Origin of the sequence: Cryobacterium sp. CAN_C2 (assembly GCF_015751745.1) — a bacterium.
In the GTDB taxonomy this organism is placed as follows: Bacteria; Actinomycetota; Actinomycetes; order Actinomycetales; family Microbacteriaceae; genus Cryobacterium.
Map to the genome: position 1 here is coordinate 43,793 of NZ_JADOUX010000007.1, position 22,218 is coordinate 66,010.

Sequence of the window (22,218 nt, forward strand, 5' to 3'; positions counted from 1 at the left end):
AAAGGTCCTCTCCTGCTACTGGATCCGGCACAGGCAATTGACCCCGTGCGTTAGCGTGGTCGAATGAGGGGATTTCGCTTCGGTGAGCCACCGCGCGCGCTGCAGCCGTTCCTGCTGCCGGCCGGCGTCGGGCTCGTGACGACTGCGTTATACACCGTGTTCTCGGCCCTGCAGTGGCGCAGTGTTGCCGCTCCGTCCTGGGACCTCGGCATCTTCACCCAGCTGGCCCGGCAGTACGCAGCGTTCGAGGCACCGATCGTCACGATCAAGGGCGACGGCTTCAACCTGCTCGGTGACCACTTTCATCCGCTCCTGGTGGCGCTCGGGCCCGTTTTCGCCGTGTTCCCGCACGCTTTCACCCTGCTGGTGGTGCAGAACGCGCTGTTCGGGCTCGCTGCTGCCGCCCTGACCTCTGGCGCCATCCGACTGCTCGGCCCGCTCACCGGCACGCTGTTCGGGCTCGCTTTCGCGTTCAGCTGGGGCCTCCAGGGCGCAGTGGAGGCGCAGTTCCACGAAATTGCGTTCGCCGTGCCACTACTGGCGTTGTCGCTGACCGCCTTCCTGCTGCGCAAGTGGCTGGCCTGCCTGCTGTGGGCGATACCGCTCGTCTTTGTCAAGGAAGACCTTGGACTCACCGTGGCCGCACTCGGCCTCGTGCTCGCCGTACGCAGCCGTCGACCTCTGGGCATCTGGCTCGCCGTCTGGGGCGTGGGCTGGTTCGTCCTGGCGAGCCTGGTGATATTGCCGGTGCTCAACCCGAACGGGGCCTGGGCGTATTCGAGCAGCATCGACCTGCTCGGGATTGTGAATGACCCGGCCGCGTTGTTTCAGCCGCAGAAGGGTCTGACCCTGGCCCTGCTCCTCGTCGCCACCGGCGTCATCGCGGTACGGTCACCGCTCGCGCTCGTACTGCTGCCGACGCTAGCCTGGCGGTTTCTGTCCGACAACTCGGGCTACTGGGGGCCCACCTGGCAGTACAGCGCCGTACTCATGCCGATCGCGTTCTGCGCCGGCCTCGACGGCATCGCCCTCCTGCGCACCAGCCGGCGGCACTGGCTGCGCGGCTACGGGCGGCAGGCGGCATCCGTCTCGATTGTCTCCGCGCTGGTGCTCGCCACAACGCTGCCGCTGTTCAAGCTCACTGATATTCCCGCGAACTTTTCGACGGATCGTGCAGCTGCCGCGAATGCCGCACTGCAGGTTGTGCCCGACGGCGCCCGGGTCGAATCAGACATCGGCCTCATGAACTACCTTGTGGAACGAACGGATGTCTACTGGCTCGGCAACCACAATCCCCTGCCGGACTATCTCGTGATCGACCTGCAGGCGGGCGGCCTGCCCGGTGAGTGGAGCTCGGCGCAGATCGTGGGCACGGCACTGCACCCCGGAGCCACGTTCACGACGATCTATTCCGCCGGCGGCTATGAAGTGGCTCGCACCCGCTGAACCAAGCCTGCGCGGGCCCTCTCTTTTCCGGGGCCGGGCCTGGAAACTGGGCCCAAGAGATCAAGGGCCCAGTTTCCGAAGGTGGGCCGGCCGGTCGGGTCACCAGTGTCATTCGTTCCCAAGATCATTCACCGGCCGAAAAGCCCGCCAGAGCGCTCACCTCATGCCATTACGCGCCGGCCCCGTGGCGCAGTCTGAACAACGCGCCGGCTCCGCCGACCGCGACTAGCGCTTTCGACGGGCGAGGAAAGCATCCATTCGGGTGAATTTGGCGTCGGACTCGAACAAGATCGACTGGGCGACGTTGTCGACAAGCGGATGAGACGCCCGCGGCGCGTGGAAAACCTCCTTGGCCAGGCGGGTTGCGAGGGGGTCCTGCAAGGCAATGCGGTCCGCCAGCGCGTGCGCGGCGGCCACCAGGTCGTCGGGGTCATGCACCTCGGTGACCAGATGCACGGCGAGGCACTCCGGGGCGCTCAGGATGCGCCCGGCCAGGATGATCTCCTTGGCTACCGGCTCACCGACCAACTCGGCCAGGCGCCAGAGCGCGCCGGCGGCGGGCAGAATCCCGAGCGCCGTCTCGGGGTTGCCGAGCCGCGCGCTCGTGGACGCGATGCGAAAGTCGGCGGCGTAGGCAAGCTCGGCTCCGCCACCGAGCGCCCAGCCGTCGATCGCGGCGATGACCGGCATCGGCAGCTTAGCGATGCGCGAAAACAGCCCGGAATTGATACCGAGCAGCGCGTCGTCGCGGCGGCGTTCGCGCAGCTGGGCGATGTCGGCACCCGACGCGAAGACGCCGTTCGCGCCGCTGATGATGAGGATGCGCGGCTGCTGCTCCAGCTCCGCGCAGATCGCGTGCAGTTCATCGATCATAATCTGGTCGATCGCATTGCGCACGTCGGGCCGGTCGAGTTCGACGTGCACCCGGTCGGCGCGGCGTTGAATCGACAGGGTGGTCGGGGTGTTGTTCATTGTGGGACGTCTCCGTTGAAGTCGGTGTGAAGTGGGCGTGAAGTTGGGGCAGAAGGGTACGTGTGCAAAATTGCGCCGCAGGAATGGTCAGGAATCGGGCGTACCAGCCGGGAAGACTCGCTTATAGCTGCGCCCGTCGGGCAGGGTCACGGTACGGCTGACCAGGTTTCCGCGGCGCACCTGAAGATAGATGGCCTGGGTGCTGACACCGCGCGCGGTCGCGGCCTCGGCGACGGACAGTCCCGGCAGGTCGGTCGGTATGCTGCTCGGCCGCGCTGATCGTTTACGGCCTGCTTCGAGCCGGTCGGTAATTTCGTCATCGCTGCCACCCCAACGCCATTTGGCGGCGGGCACTTTGAGCCCGGTCGCGTCTGCGATCTCCTCCCACGATTTCTCGGTCGTGAGCGCGGAGCGAACGGCGCCGATGGTGGCCGGGTCGATATCGAGGGCCGTTCGCAGTGAGCGGATGGCGCGCAGCCGCTCGAGCGGATCCGCCGCGACGCCATCGTCGAGAGCGATCAGAGAGTCCAGCGCCGCTCGGGTGGACGCAGTGAGGAAGTGTGCCATGTCGGTCTCACTCAGCGGACAGCGGGGTGGACGGTCTGAATGCCGCTGGGTCGGCAGAGCCGCCGAGTGCCGCGGCGAGCCTCTCGCGGGCTCGGGCGAGGTGCTCGTCCAGCAGCCGGGCCGCGGCCTCGCTCTCGCCCGCGCTAAGGAACGCGAGGATGCGCTCATGTTCGTCGTGGATCATGGACGTGTCAAGAAGCTTGAGGGCTTGCACTCGAGTCATGCACAGGCGTACCTCGCTCACGAGGGAGCGGTACATCTTGCTGATCCGCTCATTTCCGACGGCGTCGATGAGGCTCATATGAAATCGCATGTCGGGCTCGACGACCGCCAGCGGTGCCTCGTCGGTCAACGCGGCGATTTCGGCGTTGGCGCGCACCGCCTCCGCCGGAACCGAACGCGCTCGGGCGAGTCGGCGTAGAACCTCACTCTCCAGGTAAGCGCGGGCGAGATAGATGTCGCGCACGTCTGCGGGTTTGAGATCGGCCACGCGGGCGGTCTTGTGTGCGCCGCGCACGAGCAACCCTTCGGCGACAAGCCGCTCAATGGCAGCTTTGGCCGTGGGACGCGCGACGTCGTAAGTACCGGCAATGTCTGTCTCGGTCAGCGCGGCCGCGGGAGTGAGCCCACCCGAGAACAGCCGCTCGCGCAGGTCATTCGCGATCGCATCCACGATGGAAATTGCCGCAACGGGAATAACCACGGACACCGCCTCTCCTATCCGAAAGAACCGGACCACCCAATCTTGCCAGACAAGACAACCGGAATTGTTGACATACGTGAATACTTGTTAGACAATATTTCAATCGTCATCGGCATATGACGCAACCTCAGTGTGGAGAGATCATCATGCATTTCATTGCCCAGCCCGTCCGTCCGTTCGAATCGGACTCATTCCTACAGATCACCGACCCGATATCCGGTAACCTCATCCTCTCAGCGGCGTGCGCCGCGCTGCCGCTCGTCCTTCTTTTCGTGCTGCTCGGCGTCTTTCGCGTCAAGGCACACAAGGCAGCCCTCGCCAGCCTGCTGCTGTCCGTTGTGCTTGCCATTGTCGGTTGGCAGATGCCGGTCGGCCAGGCGCTGAGCGCCGCCGCCGCCGGAGCTTTCTACGGGCTGTTCCCGATCCTGTGGATCCTCGTGAACGCGCTGTGGATCTACAAACTCACCGTGGCGACGCGGTGGTTCGAGGTGCTCGGCCGCACTATCCGCTCGATCACCAATGACCTGCGCATTCTGGCAATCCTGATTGCCTTCTGTTTCGGCGCCCTGATGGAGTCGCTCGCCGGTTTCGGCGCCCCGGTTGCCATTTCGGCTGCCATGCTCATGGCTGCCGGCATGAAGCCGCTCAAGTCGGCCCTGGTCTCCCTCCTCGCCAACACGGCGCCGGTGGCCTTCGGTGCGATGGCCGCCCCGATCATCGCCCTCAACGGAGTGACCGGCCTGCCCATCCACGACTTGTCTCAGATGGCAGGCCGGCAGACTCCCTTCATTGCTCTTCTGGTTCCCCTCATCCTGGTCTTCATGGTCGACGGCAAGCGCGGACTCAAGCAGACCTGGCCGGTAGCCCTCATTGCCGGCCTCGTCTTCGGACTGTCCCAGTTCGTCACCTCGAACTTCTTTGCGGTCGAACTCACCGACGTCGTGGCCGCCGTGGCCACCATCATTGCCGTGCTGATCATGCTGCGCTTCTGGCAGCCGAAAGAGATCATCGGCGTGACGGATGGTGCTCCCACCGACGCCTCATCGGCCAGCGAACCGAGGATCGGTGTGCCCCTGCACCCGGTCTCCGCGGCACCAGCAACGTCCGTGGCCCCGACAACCGGCTCCATCGCAGTACTCGAGAAGACGACGCGCCCACCGGCAGCACACGTTTGGACGTCGATCGCTCCGTACCTGATCATCATGGGCATCTTCTCGATTGCTCAAATTCCGGCGGTCAAGGCATGGCTGAGTGTCGTCGGCAGCGTGACGTTCCAGTGGCCGGGGCTCGACGTCGTGAACGCCGCCGGTGACCCGGTTCCTGCACAGACGTTCAAATTCGACCACCTCAAAGCCACCGGCACCCTGCTGCTGCTCTCCGGTATCGTCACGATGGCGCTCTACCGGATGTCGATTCGCCAGGGCCTGGCCATCTACTGGCAGACGCTCGTGCAGTTGCGCTGGACCATTGTCACCGTCACCTCCGTGCTCAGCCTGTCGTTTGTCATGAACCTCTCGGGCCAGACAAATTCCCTCGGTGTCGCCCTTGCCACAACTGGCGTGTTCTTCGCCGTGCTCTCTCCCGTCATCGGCTGGCTCGGGGTGGCACTTACCGGCTCGGACACCTCCTCGAATTCGCTGTTCGGCCAGCTCCAGGTCGCTGCAGCGACGCAGACCGGCCTGTCGCCAGTGCTCATGGCGGCCGCAAATTCCTCCGCCGGTGTACTCGGTAAAATGCTCAGTGTGCAGAACCTCGCCGTCGCCGCGGCGGCTGTCGGCCTGGCCGGGGAGGAAGGTACCCTGTTCCGCAAGCTACTCGGCTGGAGTCTGAGCCTGCTCGCGCTCATCACGATCCTCATCGTGCTGCAGTCGACTCCCGTGCTGGGCTGGATGGTTCCGTAATGACGGACACCCTGACGCGACACGACGGTTCCGCATCCCCGTCGACGCTGCTCGATTCGCTGCGCACGGCCGTGCACGACCCGACCCGGGTGAAGAGCCGGGCCATCGACCTGCACGCCAACGCCCACGACGCTTCCCACTTTCTGCTGATCCCTCAAGCGGTCGTCGTGGCCGAGAACGCGCACGAAGTCGGCCAACTGCTCGCGGTCAGCGCCGCCCAGGGCATCCCCCTCACGTTCCGTTCCGGCGGAACCAGCCTCAGCGGTCAAGCCCTGACCGACGGCGTGCTCGTTGATGTGCGGCGCAATTTCAAGAAAATTGAGGTGCTGGACGCCGGCGGGCGCGTTCGGGTTCAGCCCGGTGTCACGGTGCGTGCCCTCAACAACCGGCTCGCCCGGTATGGGCGCAAGTTCGGGCCCGATCCGGCGAGCGAGTCCGCCTGCACAATCGGCGGCGTCATCGCCAACAACTCGTCGGGCATGGCCTGCGGCACCACAGACAACGCCTATCGCACCCTCGAATCACTCATCGTCGTACTGCCGAGCGGCACGGTCATCGACACCGGAACGACGGATGCCGACGAGCGTCTTCGGGCCCTTGAGCCCGAGCTGCACGAGGGGCTGCTCCGCTTGGCGCGGCGGGTTCGCGGCAACCCCACGTCCGTGGCGACGATTGAGCACCAATTTTCCATGAAGAACACCATGGGCTATGGCGTCAACGCGTTGCTCGACCATGATCGACCGGCGGAAATCCTTGCGCACCTCATCGTGGGAAGTGAGGGAACGCTCGGTTTCGTAGCCGAGGCCGTGTTTCGCACCGTTCCCAAGCTCGCTCACGTCACCACCAGCCTCATGGTGTTTGACGATCTGGAGGCGGCCAACGCCGCCCTGCCCGCGCTCGTCGACACGGGAGCGGCGACCCTCGAACTCATGGACGCACTCTCCCTGAAGGTGGGACAGAGCCTGCCGGACGCGCCCCCGATCATCCGCGATCTGGCCGTGCGCGACCACGCAACGTTGCTCGTTGAGTACCACGCCGACAACGCAGGACACCTCGCCGAGTTGCAGGCGACCGGGCTGGCACTTGCCGCCGGACTGGCCCTCAGCAGCCCGGCCGAGTTCAGCAGCGATGCGGGCGCGCGCGCCCAGATATGGCACCTGCGCAAGGGCCTGTATGCGGCGGTGGCCGGTGCGCGACCGCCGGGAACGACGGCCTTGCTCGAAGACGTCGTCGTGCCGGTTCCGGCGCTCGGCCGCACGTGCATCGAGCTGACGAATTTGTTCGAGCGCTACCAGTACCGGGACAGCGTAATCTTCGGGCACGCGAAAGACGGCAATATTCACTTCATGCTCACCGACGGTTTCGCCGGCACTGAGTCACTCGATCGGTACCGCAATTTCACCGAAGACATGGTTGACCTCGTGCTCGGCGAGGGTGGCTCGCTCAAGGCCGAACATGGCACCGGACGTGTAATGGCACCGTACGTTCGCCGCCAGTTCGGTGATGAGCTCTACGACGTCATGCGCCAGATCAAACGCCTCTGCGATCCCGTGGGAATGCTCAACCCGGGTGTACTGATCAACGACGACGCTGAAGTTCACCTGCGCGACATCAAATCCACGCCCGCAGTGGCCGAGGAAGTCGATCGTTGCGTGTCGTGTGGCTATTGTGAACCGGTCTGCCCGAGCCGCGAGATCACGCTCACCCCGCGGCAGCGCATCGTGACGTTGCGTGCCATCGAACAAGCCCGCATCGACGGCAACAGTGACCTCGTCGCCGAACTCACAAAGGACTACGACTACGACGCCGTGCAAACCTGTGCGGTCGATGGCATGTGCCAGACAGCGTGCCCGGTCAATATTGACACCGGACTGCTCGTCAAGAGTCTGCGTAAACAAGATGCGAATCCGGTTGCGAATGCCCTCTGGAACGTCGCCGCACAGAACTGGGGCACCGTGACACGTGGGGCGGGCCTCGCACTGAGCGTGGTGAAGAAGGTGCCGACCCCGCTCGTGCTGGGCCCGAACAAGATCGCCCGCGCCGTGCTCGGCACCGACACCGTGCCGCTCTACTCCGGCGAACTGCCGACCGGCGGGGTGTCGCGCGCGCGCCCAGCTCCTCTGGAAGCGGCATCCGTGGTGTACTTTCCGGCCTGCGTCAGCACCATGTTTGGCGCGGCGGATGCTGCCACTCCCGGCGTGCAGGTCAGTTTTGAAGAGCTGTGCCAGCGGGCCGACATCACCCTGCTCGTTCCACCGGGCATTGACACACTGTGCTGCGGCACGCCCTGGGCGTCCAAAGGCATGGCGGCGGGCCAGGCCACCATGCGTGCGCGCACCCTCGCGGCGCTGCATGCGGCCACCAATGATGGCGAACTCACCATCATCTGCGACGCCTCCTCGTGCACCGAGGGGCTGCGGCAGACAATCGAGAGCGACACGAGCGCCAATCGGCTGAGTGTGATGGACGCGGTCGAATTCGCCGCCGCGCACATTTTGCCTTCCCTTCCCGAGTACGTCAAGCTCGAATCGCTCGCGCTGCATCCCACGTGCTCGTCGACTCGGATGGGAATCAACGCGGCGCTCGACAGTGTGGCGGGCGCAGTCGCTGACCAAGTCGACGTACCCGAGAACTGGGGATGCTGCGGATTCGCCGGAGACCGGGGCATGCTTCACCCCGAACTGACCGAATCGGCCACCCGGATTCAATCCGAGGAGATCGTCGCCCTCGACTCGACCGCGCACGCCTCGTGCAACCGCACCTGTGAACTCGGCATGACACGGGCGACCAAAGCGCCGTACCGGCACGTGCTGGAGTTGCTCAACGAGGTATCGCGCCCCGCCTGACAACCCGAGAGCGTGAGATCAGGCGAGCACCACGACCGAGTGCGGCGCCAGCTGCAGGGAGTGCGGCAGCCGGCCCTGCACGGCATCACCGCCGGTCGCGAAGGACAGCACGACGTCGCCCCTCCCGGCCGGGATGTGCACCAGCTGCGCACTGAGATTGATCAGAATCTTGGCGCCGCCGCGGTGCAGCCGCAGCCAGCCCGCTCCCGCATCAAACTCGACGGCGATCTGGTCGAACCGGGGGTCGGTGAAGTCCGGGCGGCTGCGCCGCAGCGCGGCCAGCTCCCGATAGAACCCGAGCAAGCGCGCGTGCTCCGGCTCGGTGGCTTCCTTCCAGTTCAGCTTGGAGCGTTCGAACGTCTGCACATCTTGCGGGTCGGGAACCTGCGCCGGATCCCAGCCCATGCGGGCGAATTCGTTGATGCGGCCGGTGGCGGTGGCGGCGCCGAGCTTCGGTTCGGGATGCGACGTGAAGAACTGCCACGGCGTCGTGGCTCCCCACTCTTCACCCATGAACAGCATGGGCGTGTACGGGCCGAGCAGCGTCAACGCGGCAGCAATCGCAAGCTGACCGGTGTCGAGCTGCTCGCTCAGTCGGTCGCCGACGGCACGGTTGCCGATCTGGTCGTGGTTCTGGGAGGCGACGACCAGCCGCCACGTGGGCATCCGCTCGAGGTCGATGCGGCGGCCGTGGGTGCGCTCGCGAAAGCTCGAGTAGGTGCCGTCGTGAAAGAACCCGTGGGACAGCACCTTGGCGAGGGCGCTGAGCGGTTCGAAATCGGCATAGTAGCCGGTCGTTTCGCCGGTGAGCGCGACGTGCACGGCGTGGTGGAAGTCGTCACTCCACTGCGCGTCGAGGCCGTAGCCGTTGGCGTCGCGCGGGGTCACGAGGCGGGGGTCGTTGAGGTCGGACTCGGCGATAAGGGTGAGTGGTCGCCCGGTTTCGGCGCTGAGAGCGGCGACCTCGACGGCGAGCTGCTCGAGCAGGTGGGTGGCGCTCGCATCGTGCAGCGCGTGCACCGCATCGAGGCGCAGTCCGTCGACGTGGTAGTCACCGAGCCACATCAGCGCGTTGTCAAGAATATAGCGACGCACCGGGTCGGAGTGCGGCCCGTCAAGATTGAGCGAAGAGCCCCAGGTGTTGCCGGCGGCCTCGCTGAGGTACGGGCCGAACTGTGGCAGGTAGTTGCCGCTCGGCCCGAGGTGATTGTAGACGACGTCCTGAATAACGCCGATGCCGCGCTGGTGGCAGGAGTCGACGAAGGTTTGGTACGCGGTCGGGCCGCCATAGCCCTCGTGCACGGCATACCAGAGAACACCGTCGTAACCCCAGTTGTGCGTGCCGTTGAACGCGTTCACCGGCAACAGTTCGACGAAGTCAACGCCGATCGATTGCAGGTGATCGAGCCGGCTGGCGGCCGCGTCGAGAGTGCCCTCGGGCGTGAACGTTCCCACGTGCAGCTCGTAAATGATGGCGCCGGCGAGCTGTCGGCCGGTCCAGTCCGTGTCCTGCCAGACGTGGGCGGAAGCGTCGAAGGTACGCGAGAGGGCGTGCACCCCGGCAGGCTGGCGCCGTGACCTCGGGTCGGCGAACGGTCCGCGCCCGTCAACAATGAACCCGTAGTCCATCGCGCCGCTGACGTTACGGCGAGTGGATGCCGGCAGCTCCCACCACCCATCGTCTCCCGCCGCCAGCTCCAGCCGGTCCTGACCCAGTTGAACCTGCACGGCCTGCGCGTCGGGCGCCCAGATTGCGAATTTCTGAGCGTTCATGCGTGTCGTCCTGTGGGGGTGGAAAGATGATCTCGGTCACCGGCGGCGACCAGCAGCGCCACCGGGTAACGCGCGAGCACGTCAGCGACACGAAGGCTCGGTCCATCGAAGCGTTCCTGCGTGAGCAGATCGAGGTAGCTGCGGCCGGCCACGGCAATCGTCGTGTCACCCCAGCCACCAGCCGCCTGCAGCCCGATCGGCAGCCGGGTGGCGAGTGTGATCGCTCCCCCGCGATCGAACGCCACGACGTGGCCGGCGGCCGTCCCGCAGGCGGGCACAGGGGCGTAGCGGGTGAAGCGGTCCGACCGGTCTCGGCGCAGCCGCAGGGCCCGTGACGTGACCAGCAGCTTGGCGGCGCCGCTCTCGTCGACCGGGGGAAACCACCCGCTGTCGATGCGGGTAAGCAGCTCGCGGCGCAGCTCATAATCGACCGGACGACGATTGTCGGGGTCGACGAGCGAGGTCTCCCATAATTCACTGCCCTGATAGACATCGGGAACCCCCGGCATGGTCAGTTGCAACAGTTTGAGCGAGAGCGAATTGCTCCAGCCGGCCTGCTGCACCCGGCTTGCCAGGCCGGTGACGAGGTCGTGGGTCGGCCCCGGCCGGACGGCGGCCGCGACGAGGTCGTCGATGGCCGCTTCGAAATCGTTGTTCGGCTGCGTCCAGGTGGTCGACGTGCCGGCTTCGCGCGCCGCCTTGAGCGCGTAGGCCGCGAGCCGTTCCCGGCTGGCCGGCCAGGCGCCGACAATCGCCTGCCAGAGCAGGTTCTCGACGGGGGCATCCCCGAGCGGATGCAGCGCCCGCAGGTGCTCCAACACGGCCTCCCACTCGGCGGGCATCTCGGCGAGCACCGAAATGCGAGCCCGAACGTCTTCGCCGCGTTTGGTGTCGTGGGTCGACAGCGTCGTCATCGAGTGTGGAAACCCGGCCTGGCGCATGCGCTGCCGGTCGTGGAATTCCGCAACCGATATGGCAAACTCGTTAGGATCGGCGCCCACCTCATTGAGGGAGGTCAGCCGGCTGAACCGGTAGTAGGCCCGATCTTCGACGCCCTTGGCCATGACCATGCCCGAAGTCTGTTGAAAGCGTGCGGCGGCCGGATGCGCGGGGTCGCCCAGCAGCGGCAGCAGCCGGGTGATCTCGCTCTCGAGTTCCGGGCGGTGGGCGATAGACCGATCTGCCGACTCCTGGAGATTCTCGAGGCCCAGCGGCAGATAGGAGCGATAAACCGGAAACCAGGCCAGCAGTTCGGCCACGGCGTCGGCGGTGTGCTCGGCGCTCGGATCGTCTCTGTGAAGCAGACGGGCGATGCGCAGCACCTCGGAGCGCAGAATGCCATCGGCCACCGAGCGTTTGTTGCGATAGACCAGGTCTCCCCATGCGGCGCCATCGTCGTACAGCCGGGACTCCAAGGCGTCGAGGGCGTTCTGGCCGGCCGGATCAACGAGCACCCGGTCGACGTCGGCGAGGGCGTCATACCCGGTGGTGCCAGCGGTCGCCCAGCTCGTCGGCAGTTGCTCGCGCCCCTCGAGAATCTTCTCCACCAGCACGTAGGCACCGTTGGTCGCCCGGCTCAGCGCATCGAGGTAGCCAGCCGGGTCGGCGAGGCCGTCCGGGTGGTCGACCCGCAGTCCCTGCACAAGGCCGTTTCGCACCCAGCGCACGATCTCGGCGTGCGACTCATCGAACACCCACGGCACCTCGACGCGAATGCCCGCCAAACTATTCACGGCGAAGAATCGACGATAGTTCAGTTCGGCATCGGCGCGGCGCCAGTTCACCAGCTCATAGTGCTGCCGTTCGTGCACGTCGGCCGGGCTCGCACCGTGCTCGACCGTTCCGGCTGCTATCGGAAAACGATTGTCGAAGTAGCGCAACTCGCCGTCCACGAGCTCCAGCCGGTCGAGCTCGCCCGGACCGTCACCGCCCGAATCGTTCCCACTGTCTTCGTCACCGAGCACGGGAATGCGAATTCTGCCCTGGCCGAACGCCCAGTCGACGTCGAAGGCCTCGGCGTACCGCGACTGCTGGCCGTTCTGCAGCAGGTCCCACCACCAGGAGTTGTGACAGGGCGTCGCAACGCCCACGTGGTTGGGCACGATGTCCACGAGCACGCCCCGCCCGGCCTGGTGCGCCGCCGCAGCGAGCCGGTCCAGGGCAGCCGCTCCGCCGCGCGCCGGGTCGACGAGGGAATGGTCAACAACGTCGTAACCGTGGTCCGATCCTGCTTCGGCTTTCAGCAGCGGCGACAGGTAGACCCAGTCGGCGCCGAGATCGCGAATGTAGCCGACAATTTTCGCCGCAGCATCGAGGTCGAAACCCGCCGTGATCTGCAGGCGGTAGGTCGACAACGGCACGGCCACTGGCCCCGTCGCAAAATGTTCTCTGTCGAAGGTCACTGGCCCGGCTCTTCGTCCAGGCTCGGTAGCGTGATCAGGCCGGTGGCACCGGCCAGGGAAGCCGCAACGGAGTGATCGGGCGCAACTTCGGGTTCGTGATAGGCGCGCAACACCACGAGGGAGCGGCCCGCTACCGTTTGAATGGCTCCCGCCGGGCGGGCAATGGAATCGGCCCCCTCACCGGCGGTGTCGACCACAATCTCCCAGGCTGGGGCATATTCGTCGGGCGGCAGCGTGAACTCGACGTCCTTATCGTCGGCATTGAACAGGAGCAGAAAGTTCACGTCGGTGACGTCCTGACCGCGCACGTCGCGCTCGCGGATCCCGTTGCCGTTGAGAAACTTGGCGACCGTTCGGGTAAGATTTTCGTCCCAGTCCTCCGGCGCCATCGGCTCACCAACAGTGTTGAGCCAAACGATGTCGGGCAATGACTCACCCGCCACCCGTTTTCCGGGGCGACCGTCGAAGAATCGACTGCGCCGAAACGTCGGGTGTTCCCGGCGCAGGCGGGACACGGCCGCGGTGAATTCGATCAGCGGCACATCGGCTTCGTCCCAGTGCACCCAGGTCAGCTCGGAATCCTGCGCATAGGAGTTGTTGTTGCCGAGCTGGGTGCGGCCCAGCTCGTCGCCGTGCAGCAGCATCGGCACCCCCTGCGACAACAACAGTGTCGAAATGAAGTTGCGTGCCTGCCGAGCGCGAAGCCCACGAATCTCGGGGTCATCAGTGGCACCCTCAACGCCGGAATTCCACGACCGGTTGTGTGACTCGCCGTCGTTGTTGTCTTCGCCGTTGGCATCGTTGTGTTTTTCGTTGTACGACACCAGGTCGGCGATGGTGAAGCCGTCGTGCGCGGTGACGAAGTTGATCGACGCCATCGGGCGGCGCCCGGAGTGTTCGTAGAGGTCCGCCGATCCCGCCACTCGGGAGGCGAATTCACCGAGTGTGGAGGGCTCCCCGCGCCAGAAATCGCGCACGGTGTCGCGGTATTTGCCGTTCCACTCCGACCATTGGGAGGGAAAATTGCCCACTTGGTAGCCGCCGGGGCCGACGTCCCACGGCTCGGCGATGAGTTTGACCTGCGACACGATCGGGTCTTGCTGCACGAGCTCGAAGAAGGTGGAGAGCTTGTCGACCTCGTACAGGTCGCGGGCCAGGGCCGAGGCCAGATCGAACCGAAAGCCGTCGACGTGCATTTCGAGTACCCAGTAGCGCAGCGAGTCCATGATGAGCTGCAGCACGTGCGGGTGACGCACGTTGAGGGTGTTGCCGGTGCCCGTGTAGTCCATGTAGTACCGCTTGTCGTCGTCCATCAGTCGGTAGTAGGCCTCGTTGTCGATGCCTTTGAACGAGAGGGTCGGCCCCATGTGGTTGCCCTCGGCGGTGTGGTTGTAGACCACGTCGAGAATAACTTCGATTCCGGCGTTGTGCAGGCTGCGCACCATGCCCTTGAATTCCTGCACTTGCTGGCCGAGGTCACCGGTCGAGGAATACGCGTTGTGCGGCGCGAAAAACCCGATGGTGTTGTAGCCCCAATAATTGTTGAGGCCCTGTTCCACGAGGATGCCGTCGTTGACGAACTGGTGCACGGGCATCAATTCGATGGCGGTCACGCCAAGCTTTTGCAGGTGTTCGATGACCGACGGGTGCGCCAATCCCGCGTAGGTGCCACGCTGGCTTTCCGGTACCGAGCCTTGCAGCTTGGTGAGGCCTTTAACGTGTGCCTCGTAGATGAACGACTCACTGTAGGGCGTGCGCAGCGCCCGGTCACCGGTCCAATCGAAGAACGGGTTCACGACCACGCCGAGCATCATGTGCGAGGCGGAGTCCTCGTTGTTCGGCGAGTCGGGGTCATCGAAATCGTAGGAGAACAGCGAGGGATCCCAGTCGATGATCCCTGTCGCCGCCTTCGCATAGGGGTCAAGCAGCAACTTGTTCGGGTTGGCCCGGTTGCCGGCCGCCGGATTGTAGTCACCGTGCACCCGATACCCGTAGCGCTGGCCCGGTTGAACGAGCGGCAGGTAGCAGTGCCAGATATAAGCGGATGACTCGCGCACTTCGACGCGCGTCTCACCTCCGTCTTCGTCAATGAGACACAGCTCGACGCGTTGGGCGCCTTCGCTGAACAGCGCGAAATTGGTACCGCTCCCGTCAAACGTTGCGCCGAGGGGGTAGGCGGTTCCGGGCCAAGTTTCCATGAGACTCCTCGGGATGAAGGTGGGACACGGTCAGGTGCGAGGTTGAGCGACAAGACGGCGTGCGCGCTTGGATAATACGCTACAGGCATCCGCCGACATATGCGGTCACGCGCGCCTGCGCCCGGAACGGGCTCAGCCGAGTTGCTCGCGCACGAGCGGCGACACCTCAGTGCCAAAGAGCTCGATGCTGTTCATCAGTTTCTCGTGCGGCAGCGCGCCGATGCTGTATTTCAGGTCAAAGCGAGAAAGCCCGAGACCCTGCACGACGGTGGCGATTTTCGTCGCCACGGTCTCGGGCGAGCCGACGAAGACGGCACCGTCGCGGCTGGCATCCTGCTCAAAGCGTTCCCGAGTGGCGGGGCCCCAGCCGCGTTCCCAACCGATGCGGTTCTGCATGGCCTCATAGTGTGGCCACATTTCGTCGCGAGCCTCTGCATCCGTTGCGGCGACATAGCCCGGCGAGTGCTCACCGATCGGCAGTGTGGGCTTCTCAAACTTTGCCAGGGCGCGGTGATACAGGTCAACGAGGGGCGCGAACGCGAGCGGGGTGCCTCCGATGATCGCGAGCATGACGGGCAGTCCGTAGTGTGCGGCGCGAATGACCGATTCGGGACTGCCGCCCACACCGATCCAGGTCTTGATCGACCCGGATTCGGTCGGCGGAAACACGGTCTGGTTGCTCAGCGCAGCCCGGGTCCGGCCGGCCCAGGTCACCGGTTATTCCTTGAGCAACTCGGTGAACAGGTCCAGTTTCTCTTCGAACAGTTGCTCGTAGTCGCCGAGGTCAAGACGGAAGAGCGGAAAGGATTCGGTAAACGAGCCACGTCCGAGAACGACCTCGGCTCGGCCGCTCGACACGGCGTCGAGCGTGGCGAACCGCTGGTAGACCCGCACCGGGTCGTCGGAACTGAGCACGGTCACCGCTGAGCCGAGACGAATCCGGCTGGTCTGGCCGGCGATCGCAGCGAGCACCACCTCGGGTGCGGAGACAGAGAAATCGGCGCGGTGGTGTTCGCCGATGCCGAAGAAGTCCAGGCCCACCTGATCGGCCAGCACGGCCTCCGGCACGACATTGCGGAGCACCTGCGACTGATGGAGCGGCTGACCGTGGGCGTCGAAGGTGACGTCACCGAAGGTATCGAGGCCTAGCTCAAGTTTGTCCGTCACGCGGTAGGGCCTCTCACAACAACCGGCATCTCTATGCAGATGCGTATACCGAAGGAACCTGAGCCCGACACAGCTAATGCCACCAAACCCGTACTGGCGAGGCAGGATGGAGCGGACAGCAGGCACGAGCCACCAGAATAGAGCCGTGTGCCGCCGCGGCGCCCAACGAATAGGAGCCCTCATGACTGAATCCGACCTCATCAACGCCTGGGTCAAAGCCCGCGGGCACATTATCGCCGCTCAGGCGGCTCCCACGTTTTTGTTGACCGCGATCGTCGGCTTTCTAGCATTGGGTCTGGCAACCGCTGACCCAATGGTGCGCATCGCGACCGCCGGTATTCTGCTCGCTTCGGGTATTCTTGGGGCCGTGGCGCAGATCGCCGCGGCGAACGAAGGACTCGCTGTCATCGCTGACCTGCGCGCTCTGCAGGCGCCCAGTTCACTCGCTCAGTGCATTGTGGCCATGGGCAGGTGGGTCAATGTCGTACGGTTTCTCACGCCGGCGATCTTCGTCGTGGTGTACATCGCACTGTTGGCCGCACTTTTTCTCAGCACACGCTGAGCGACGACCGCCCTACCTCAGCGTTCGCCCGGAATCTACGGAAAACGGGCGTCACGGCTGCCGCGGCGGGCACGCCACCACTCCCAGGCCCTCGTCACGATGCGCTTGAGAAACGCGCCCGCACGCCGGGCCGCTGAGAACTCCGTTCCGAGCATGGCGAGGCCCAAAAAGACGACGAGCCAGCCCGGACCCGGCAGGGGAATCAGAACAACACCGATCACGACGATGGCCGTGCCGAGCAGTCCGAGGCCGAGACGATAAACGAAGAGTAGATAGGGGTGCCCGTCAACCCAGACCCGAACGCGGCGCAGGGCACGACGTACCGGATGCCGCGGGTCTCCGCCGCTGGTTATATCGCGGGACAAATTCTCAGACATTTACGCAACCTAATTCAGATTTCTGGGAAGTCGCCGCCGCATAGCACCGGGGGCCACCTCTATTGACGTAAACTTCGCACTATTCGACAGGCCGCACATTCGCCAGCCCTACTATCCGGCAGCGGTACTATTCGGTGCAGCATCGAGGTAATACCACTGGTGGTCAACCTTCAGAAAACGGCTGATTTCATGCTGCCGCTATGCCGTCTACACGAAAGTGCGCTATGAATTCCACAACGCCTTCTCTATCGAATAAACCGCCACCCACGGTACGCACGATATCGAGCCACCGCCACGTTATCGCCGCATCCAGGTCGAGTGAGACCGGCTTAGTGAGCGGATGCCAGGTATTCAGCAGATACTGCGCGTTGCCGCAGGCATAGGCGCTATACCGCGACCGCATCAGCCGTTCGGCTGTAAGCGGCACGGTAGCACCGCTATGAAAGCGGCCGCAGCAGACGGAATAAGTGTCCCCGCTCAGGCAGGGACACCGCTGCTCCGGAGTAGACATGACCTGTGGCGCCGATACGAGTGCGTGAAGCGGTGGTGTGCGTTCGGGCTCTACTTGGCCTGCGCGTTGGCGTACGCCTCGCGCACGGTTCCCGCGATGCGCCCACGGTCGGATACCTGCATGCCGTTGGCGCTTGCCCAGGTGCGGATAGCCTGCAGTTCGGCCCGGTCCGAACCGGCCGAACTGGCACCGCGCGGCTTTGCAGGCACGTAGCCCACGCGTCGTGAAACACTCGTGTACTGCTTCAGTGCGGATCGAAACTTTACGAGATTCTCTGCGGACAGATCGATTTCGTACGAGTCGCCCTCAAAGGCATATGAAACGGTGGCTCCGGAGCCATTCTCGATAACGGTGCCGTCGAGGTCGTCGAGTAGTTGAACCGTGGTCTTCTTCATTCTGAGATTCTCCAATGAGGTGTCGAATACATTCGGGATGGATACATTCGCCTGTGGCATTCACCACTAACGAAGTATCGCCGTCCAACGCCTTTTCCGATACCCGCCACGCGGTATTTCTTTTGTATTCACCACTCGTCCCCTGCAGAGTACAAGAGGATAGGCCCTACTCGTCACGGAAGAGACCCGATCAGCGGCCTGGTGGCATCCGTGTGAATGGGCGATGGCGGCCTCGCGGCGACGCTCATCCCGCCAGCACTCGCGCATCAGTAAAAAAAAATAAATCATCAGCGAAAAAAGACATATGGGCCAGAAAAAAACGCGAAAAGAACGTGGAGCGCAAAAAAACCCCGACGATGTCGGGGTTTTTTGGTACCTGGTGGATCCGAGGGGATTCGAACCCCTGACCCCCTGCATGCCATGCAGGTGCGCTACCAGCTGCGCCACGGACCCAGATTGTTGTTTCAAATCTCTCCGAAACAACTTTGTTAGCTTACTACACAGAATGTGATCTACGAAACCGCAGCTACTCCGCGACCTCTTCCGCCACCTCTTCCGCCGCCACTTTTGAGGGAATGCCGGTTGGAATCACCGGGCAGTCCTTCCAGAGACGCTCCAGGGAATAGTACTGGCGCTCTTCCTCGTGGAACACGTGCACGACCAGGTCGCCGAAGTCGACGAGCACCCAACGACCGGCAGCGCGTCCCTCACGACGCAGCGGCTTGTGGCCGGCCTCGATCAGCTTGTCTTCAATCTCACCGGCGATAGCGACAACGTTGCGCTCAGAGCGACCCGTGACGATAAAGAAAATATCGGCCAGGGGAAGCGGGTTCGAGACGTCGAGGGCAACCAGATCTTCGCCTCCCTTCGATTCGGCGGCAGCGACGGCGACTGTGAGCAACTCGAGGGCGTGAGGCGAAGTGGTCATGAATGAATCCTTGAGATTGTGCTGCGAGGCATTAGTGCGCCCGCGGCGATGATGGGGGAACGAAAGAAAGCGAGCCGCAGAGGCTCGCGAGGCAGGAGTGAGGTGGCCGCACACCGGCAGCCACTAAAAAATACCCAATAAGTAGCCGGTCACGAAGAGTGCCAGAACGCTGACGGCGAGAGCAGCCGTCGTGACGACCAGAACCATCGGTAGCGAGGCGCGCTGTTTTTTGGGCGGCGTCAACATGCCTCGCGTCGAGGCGTGCGTGCTCACAGCGCGACTCGCGCTGACCGGTGCCGAATCTCCGCCGAGCTGATCGGCGTCGAGTTGGTCCATTACGTGGTCCATCTCTGAGGAATCAAACAGGTTCGGATGCGCGCCGGTCGACCCGAGGCTGCGCGGCAGGTCGAACGAGCCGGTGATCATGATTTCGCCCGTATTGGAGATCGGACTTACGCTCTGACCCTGGTTGGGGATCAACGGCAAAATGAGCGCGTTCGTGGTGGTGGGGATACCGCCAGCCCCAATACCGCGACTGATCAGTTCGTCGAGGGACTGGTCGGGCGGTGGCACCTCGTCCCGGGCCGCATCCTCGTCGATCGACCAGTGTCCGATCGGCGGCGTCCAGCCGGTATACGCGCGTGGCGTTACGTCGTCTGCCCCGGTCAGGTCAGCCACGACCGGGTCAGCCACGATGGGTTCGGCGTACATCTGCTCGGGTTCGACGAGGTCGGCAGTGGGTTTGGCTGGTTCGAGCTCGATCAACTCGGCCTCGACGAGCTCAGCATCAACCGGCTCAGCATCGACCGGCTCAGCATCGACCGGGTAGCTCGCTTCATGCGGCAGTTCATCCGCACCACGCGCCTGTTCCTCACGAGCGTGCAGAGCGCGCAATTCCCGGCGACTCAGGGTGTGCGCGGCTCGAACCGGAGCCGAATCGACGGGTTCCGGTGCAGCGGATGCGGACGCTGCGGTGGGACGCGCGGGAGCGGTAATCTCGCTCGGTGCTCCCTGCTCTTGAACGGTGTGGTGTCGGCGCGATCGGCTCGATCGGTTCAATGACGGATTGTGTGCCGGTGCGGCAAACGAGGCCGGGCGGAGCGCTGCCGGGCTCAGCGCCGGAACGTCCAGGATCGGGATGGCGTCGAGCACCGCGGCGACTTCGTCGCCCTGATCGCGGGCGAGTTCACGCGCTTGGCGTCGGCTTAGCGGCTGATGGTCTCCCAACGTCATGCCACACTCCGATACAGATGATGCTTTGAGATGTACTGGACAACCCCGTCGGGGACCAGATACCAGACAGGGAATCCCCGATTGACCCGTGCCCGGCAGTCAGTGGACGAAATAGCCAGTGCCGGAACTTCCAATAAGCTTACGTCCTGGTTCGGCAAACCCGAAACGCTCAGCTCATGGCCCGGGCGACTCACAGCGACGAAGTGCGCCAGCTGCCAGAGTTCGCGCACGTCTTTCCAGCCAAGAATCTGAGTGATCGCATCCGCTCCGGTAATGAAGAACAATTCGGCGTCCGGGCGTTCTTCGTGCAGATCACGCAGTGTGTCAATCGTGTAGGTCGGGCCGACCCGGTCGAGGTCAACCCGGCTCACGGTAAACCGAGGATTGGACGCGGTCGCAATCACGGTCATCAGATACCGATGTTCGCCACGCGTTACGCCGCTCTTCTGCCAAGGCTGTCCGGTCGGCACAAAGATAACCTCGTCGAGGTCAAAACTCTGCGCAACCTCGCTGGCAGCAACGAGGTGCCCATGGTGGATTGGGTCGAACGTTCCGCCCATCACGCCGATGCGCGGACGACGAACTGTCACGTTACGATCAGGCTTCTAGTGGCCACCGGTGCTGGACGTAGGATCGTGTGCGCCGTGCGCGGCGGCGTAGGCATCAGCCTTGCCGCTGTGGCGGTTGGAGACTTCGCGAAAGCTCCACAGCACGACGCCGAGAGCCAGGAACAGGACGGCCGCGACCATCGGGTAGGCGATAATCGGCAACGGCAGGGCGATGTGCTCGACCTCGGTCAGTACGGCACTCACAAAAGACATCGGTTCTCCATTCACGCGCTACACCGTTCTGCGCGGTTTGATGGGCTGCGACAGGTCGCGGGCCCGGCGACTCACGCCGTTGTTCCAGTCTAGCCGGACCTGAGTGCCAGGTAGGGACCTAAGCGCGCACCTGTCCGGTGCCGCGAACGATCCACTTTGTACTGGTCAGCTCTGGCAAACCCATCGGTCCACGTGCGTGCAGCTTCTGGGTGGAAATACCCACCTCGGCACCGAAACCAAACTCGCCGCCGTCGGTGAACCGGGTCGAGGTGTTGACCATGACCGAAGCCGAGTCGACCTCGTTCAAAAAACGTTCTGCGTTCTGCAGGTCATTCGTGATGATCGATTCGGTGTGCCCGGTGGAATAGCGGCGAATGTGCGCGATGGCTTCGTCGAGCGAGTCGACGATTGCGACCGAGATGTCGAGACTCATGTATTCGGTGCCCCAGTCTTCGTCGGTCGCCGGGACCGCTGTCGGATAGATGGCGCGGGTGCGGGCATCCGCGTGGATGGTGACGCCGGATGCCGCGAGCTTGGCGAGCACGTCGGGAAGGAGCCGTTCGGCGGCGCCGCGGTGCACGAGCAGGGTTTCAAGGGCATTGCAGACGCTCGGACGGTGGGTCTTGGAGTTGTGCACGATATCGATCGCCCACTTTTTGGTGGCCGTCTCGTCGAGGAAGACGTGCACGACGCCGGCTCCGGTCTCAATGACCGGCACCTGGGACTCGGTCACAACGGTCTGGATGAGGTTGGCGCTGCCGCGGGGTATGAGCACGTCGACGTAACCGCGGGCCTTCATCAGTTCGGTCGCGCCGGCCCGACCAAACGGGTCGATGGTTTGCACCGAATCGGCATTGAGTCCGGCCGCTGTGATCGCCGCCTGCACGAGGTCGATGAGCACCCGATTGCTGTTTTCGGCGGCGGAACCGCCGCGGAGCACGACGGCGTTGCCGCTCTTCAGGGCGAGGGCCGCAAGGTCAACGGTGACATTGGGGCGAGCCTCGTAGATGACGCCGATAACGCCGAAGGGAACGCGCACCTGGCTGATCTTGATGCCGTTGGGTAGGCTGCTGCCGCGCACGACCTGACCGACCGGGTCGGTGAGCAGGGCGATCTGGTCGACGGAGTCGGCAAGGGCTGCGATACGGAACGCGTCGAGCTTCAGACGGTCGAGCAGGCCGGCCGTGAGACCGTTGGTGGCGCCAGCGGCGAGGTCGGCCTCGTTCGCCGTGACTATGTGCCCGACGTGATCGCGCAGCGACTGGGCAATCAGTGTGAGGGCCTTGTTCTTCACTTCCGTGGGCGCTGAAGCGAGCGACACGGAGGCGGCGCGAGCGGCCTCAAGGGTGGGCGTGAGCTGGGCTACATCGTTCAGAGACTGCAACATGCCCCTAGTTTACGCCGAGGCTGTAGCGA

Annotated in this window: 18 protein-coding genes, 1 tRNA gene and 1 pseudogene; 4 read left to right on the forward strand and 16 right to left on the reverse strand. The window is 64.3% G+C overall.

Annotated elements, in window-relative coordinates:
* The first annotated feature begins 63 nt into the window (after positions 1–63).
* Positions 64–1,446 (forward strand): DUF2079 domain-containing protein, encoded by a 1,383-nt coding sequence (locus tag IWX77_RS07635; RefSeq protein WP_196843928.1) that lies wholly within the window; start codon positions 64–66, stop codon positions 1,444–1,446.
* A 225-nt stretch (positions 1,447–1,671) separates the two neighbouring features.
* Here the strand turns inward: IWX77_RS07635 and IWX77_RS07640 are convergent, their stop codons facing one another.
* The 3 genes from IWX77_RS07640 to IWX77_RS07650 all read right to left on the reverse strand — a co-directional run bounded on the left by IWX77_RS07640 (position 1,672) and on the right by IWX77_RS07650 (position 3,694).
* On the reverse strand, positions 1,672–2,418 hold the full coding sequence (locus IWX77_RS07640; RefSeq protein WP_196843929.1) for an enoyl-CoA hydratase/isomerase family protein: 747 nt from the start codon (positions 2,416–2,418) through the stop codon (positions 1,672–1,674).
* A gap of 87 nt (positions 2,419–2,505) precedes the next feature.
* On the reverse strand, positions 2,506–2,985 hold the full coding sequence (locus tag IWX77_RS07645; protein WP_196843930.1) for a hypothetical protein: 480 nt from the start codon (positions 2,983–2,985) through the stop codon (positions 2,506–2,508).
* Positions 2,986–2,992: 7 nt separating this feature from the next.
* Complete coding sequence (locus tag IWX77_RS07650; RefSeq protein WP_442784440.1) at positions 2,993–3,694, reverse strand: GntR family transcriptional regulator; 702 nt, start codon at positions 3,692–3,694, stop codon at positions 2,993–2,995.
* Positions 3,695–3,834: 140 nt separating this feature from the next.
* Between IWX77_RS07650 and IWX77_RS07655 the strand changes: the two genes are divergently transcribed.
* Complete coding sequence (locus tag IWX77_RS07655; RefSeq protein WP_196843931.1) at positions 3,835–5,589, forward strand: L-lactate permease; 1,755 nt, start codon at positions 3,835–3,837, stop codon at positions 5,587–5,589.
* Positions 5,589–8,435: an FAD-binding and (Fe-S)-binding domain-containing protein gene (locus IWX77_RS07660; protein WP_196843932.1), complete on the forward strand. Its 2,847-nt coding sequence runs from the start codon at positions 5,589–5,591 to the stop codon at positions 8,433–8,435. Before IWX77_RS07655 ends, IWX77_RS07660 begins: the two co-directional genes overlap by 1 nt.
* Positions 8,436–8,453: 18 nt before the next feature.
* On the opposite strand, the gene treZ is transcribed toward IWX77_RS07660, so the two are convergent.
* The 4 genes and pseudogenes from treZ to IWX77_RS07680 form a co-directional block, all read right to left on the reverse strand.
* Positions 8,454–10,208, reverse strand: a complete 1,755-nt coding sequence (gene treZ / locus IWX77_RS07665) for a malto-oligosyltrehalose trehalohydrolase (protein ID WP_196843933.1) — start codon at positions 10,206–10,208, stop codon at positions 8,454–8,456.
* Positions 10,205–12,574: a malto-oligosyltrehalose synthase gene (treY, locus tag IWX77_RS07670; protein WP_196844010.1), complete on the reverse strand. Its 2,370-nt coding sequence runs from the start codon at positions 12,572–12,574 to the stop codon at positions 10,205–10,207. Before treY ends, treZ begins: the two co-directional genes overlap by 4 nt.
* 32 nt (positions 12,575–12,606) lie before the next feature.
* Complete coding sequence (gene glgX, locus IWX77_RS07675) at positions 12,607–14,808, reverse strand: glycogen debranching protein GlgX (RefSeq protein WP_196843934.1); 2,202 nt, start codon at positions 14,806–14,808, stop codon at positions 12,607–12,609.
* A 132-nt stretch (positions 14,809–14,940) separates the two neighbouring features.
* Positions 14,941–15,975, reverse strand: a pseudogene (locus tag IWX77_RS07680) (LLM class flavin-dependent oxidoreductase).
* 181 nt (positions 15,976–16,156) lie between these two features.
* Here IWX77_RS07680 and IWX77_RS07685 point away from each other — a divergent pair.
* Entirely contained in the window at positions 16,157–16,537 is a 381-nt protein-coding gene (locus tag IWX77_RS07685; RefSeq protein WP_196843935.1) for a hypothetical protein, read from the forward strand.
* Between the two features lie 35 nt (positions 16,538–16,572).
* On the opposite strand, the gene IWX77_RS07690 is transcribed toward IWX77_RS07685, so the two are convergent.
* From IWX77_RS07690 to IWX77_RS07730, 9 genes are all read right to left on the reverse strand, one after another.
* Entirely contained in the window at positions 16,573–16,914 is a 342-nt protein-coding gene (locus IWX77_RS07690; protein ID WP_196843936.1) for a TIGR02611 family protein, read from the reverse strand.
* Positions 16,915–17,101: 187 nt separating this feature from the next.
* Positions 17,102–17,425, reverse strand: a complete 324-nt coding sequence (locus tag IWX77_RS07695; protein ID WP_327012123.1) for a YchJ family protein — start codon at positions 17,423–17,425, stop codon at positions 17,102–17,104.
* A 50-nt stretch (positions 17,426–17,475) separates the two neighbouring features.
* Positions 17,476–17,820, reverse strand: coding sequence for a histone-like nucleoid-structuring protein Lsr2 (locus IWX77_RS07700; protein WP_196843937.1), 345 nt, complete (start codon positions 17,818–17,820; stop codon positions 17,476–17,478).
* A 377-nt stretch (positions 17,821–18,197) separates the two neighbouring features.
* Positions 18,198–18,273: transfer RNA gene (locus IWX77_RS07705), tRNA-Ala, on the reverse strand.
* A gap of 73 nt (positions 18,274–18,346) precedes the next feature.
* Positions 18,347–18,748 (reverse strand): ribosome silencing factor, encoded by a 402-nt coding sequence (rsfS, locus tag IWX77_RS07710; RefSeq protein WP_196843938.1) that lies wholly within the window; start codon positions 18,746–18,748, stop codon positions 18,347–18,349.
* Positions 18,749–18,871: 123 nt separating this feature from the next.
* Positions 18,872–19,981: a hypothetical protein gene (locus IWX77_RS07715; RefSeq protein ID WP_196843939.1), complete on the reverse strand. Its 1,110-nt coding sequence runs from the start codon at positions 19,979–19,981 to the stop codon at positions 18,872–18,874.
* Entirely contained in the window at positions 19,978–20,571 is a 594-nt protein-coding gene (nadD, locus tag IWX77_RS07720) for a nicotinate-nucleotide adenylyltransferase (RefSeq protein ID WP_196843940.1), read from the reverse strand. Before nadD ends, IWX77_RS07715 begins: the two co-directional genes overlap by 4 nt.
* A gap of 15 nt (positions 20,572–20,586) precedes the next feature.
* The gene (locus IWX77_RS07725; protein WP_196843941.1) at positions 20,587–20,802 is read right to left on the reverse strand and encodes a hypothetical protein; all 216 of its coding nucleotides are present in this window, start codon (positions 20,800–20,802) and stop codon (positions 20,587–20,589) included.
* 118 nt (positions 20,803–20,920) lie between these two features.
* Positions 20,921–22,189 carry a glutamate-5-semialdehyde dehydrogenase gene (locus IWX77_RS07730; RefSeq protein ID WP_196843942.1) on the reverse strand — a complete coding sequence of 423 codons (1,269 nt, stop codon included), beginning with the start codon at positions 22,187–22,189 and terminating at the stop codon, positions 20,921–20,923.
* Positions 22,190–22,218 lie beyond the last annotated feature (29 nt).

Excerpts from the sequence above, each read along its gene's own strand:
- IWX77_RS07635 (WP_196843928.1), top strand. The coding sequence starts at position 64 with ATGAGGGGATTTCGCTTCGGTGAGCCACCGCGCGCGCTGCAGCCGTTC.
- IWX77_RS07640 (WP_196843929.1), bottom strand. The coding sequence starts at position 2,418 with ATGAACAACACCCCGACCACCCTGTCGATTCAACGCCGCGCCGACCGG.
- IWX77_RS07645 (WP_196843930.1), bottom strand. The coding sequence starts at position 2,985 with ATGGCACACTTCCTCACTGCGTCCACCCGAGCGGCGCTGGACTCTCTG.
- IWX77_RS07655 (WP_196843931.1), top strand. The coding sequence starts at position 3,835 with ATGCATTTCATTGCCCAGCCCGTCCGTCCGTTCGAATCGGACTCATTC.
- IWX77_RS07660 (WP_196843932.1), top strand. The coding sequence starts at position 5,589 with ATGACGGACACCCTGACGCGACACGACGGTTCCGCATCCCCGTCGACG.
- treZ (WP_196843933.1), bottom strand. The coding sequence starts at position 10,208 with ATGAACGCTCAGAAATTCGCAATCTGGGCGCCCGACGCGCAGGCCGTG.
- glgX (WP_196843934.1), bottom strand. The coding sequence starts at position 14,808 with ATGGAAACTTGGCCCGGAACCGCCTACCCCCTCGGCGCAACGTTTGAC.
- IWX77_RS07685 (WP_196843935.1), top strand. The coding sequence starts at position 16,157 with ATGACTGAATCCGACCTCATCAACGCCTGGGTCAAAGCCCGCGGGCAC.
- IWX77_RS07690 (WP_196843936.1), bottom strand. The coding sequence starts at position 16,914 with ATGTCTGAGAATTTGTCCCGCGATATAACCAGCGGCGGAGACCCGCGG.
- IWX77_RS07695 (WP_327012123.1), bottom strand. The coding sequence starts at position 17,425 with ATGTCTACTCCGGAGCAGCGGTGTCCCTGCCTGAGCGGGGACACTTAT.
- IWX77_RS07700 (WP_196843937.1), bottom strand. The coding sequence starts at position 17,820 with ATGAAGAAGACCACGGTTCAACTACTCGACGACCTCGACGGCACCGTT.
- rsfS (WP_196843938.1), bottom strand. The coding sequence starts at position 18,748 with ATGACCACTTCGCCTCACGCCCTCGAGTTGCTCACAGTCGCCGTCGCT.
- IWX77_RS07715 (WP_196843939.1), bottom strand. The coding sequence starts at position 19,981 with ATGACGTTGGGAGACCATCAGCCGCTAAGCCGACGCCAAGCGCGTGAA.
- IWX77_RS07725 (WP_196843941.1), bottom strand. The coding sequence starts at position 20,802 with ATGTCTTTTGTGAGTGCCGTACTGACCGAGGTCGAGCACATCGCCCTG.
- IWX77_RS07730 (WP_196843942.1), bottom strand. The coding sequence starts at position 22,189 with ATGTTGCAGTCTCTGAACGATGTAGCCCAGCTCACGCCCACCCTTGAG.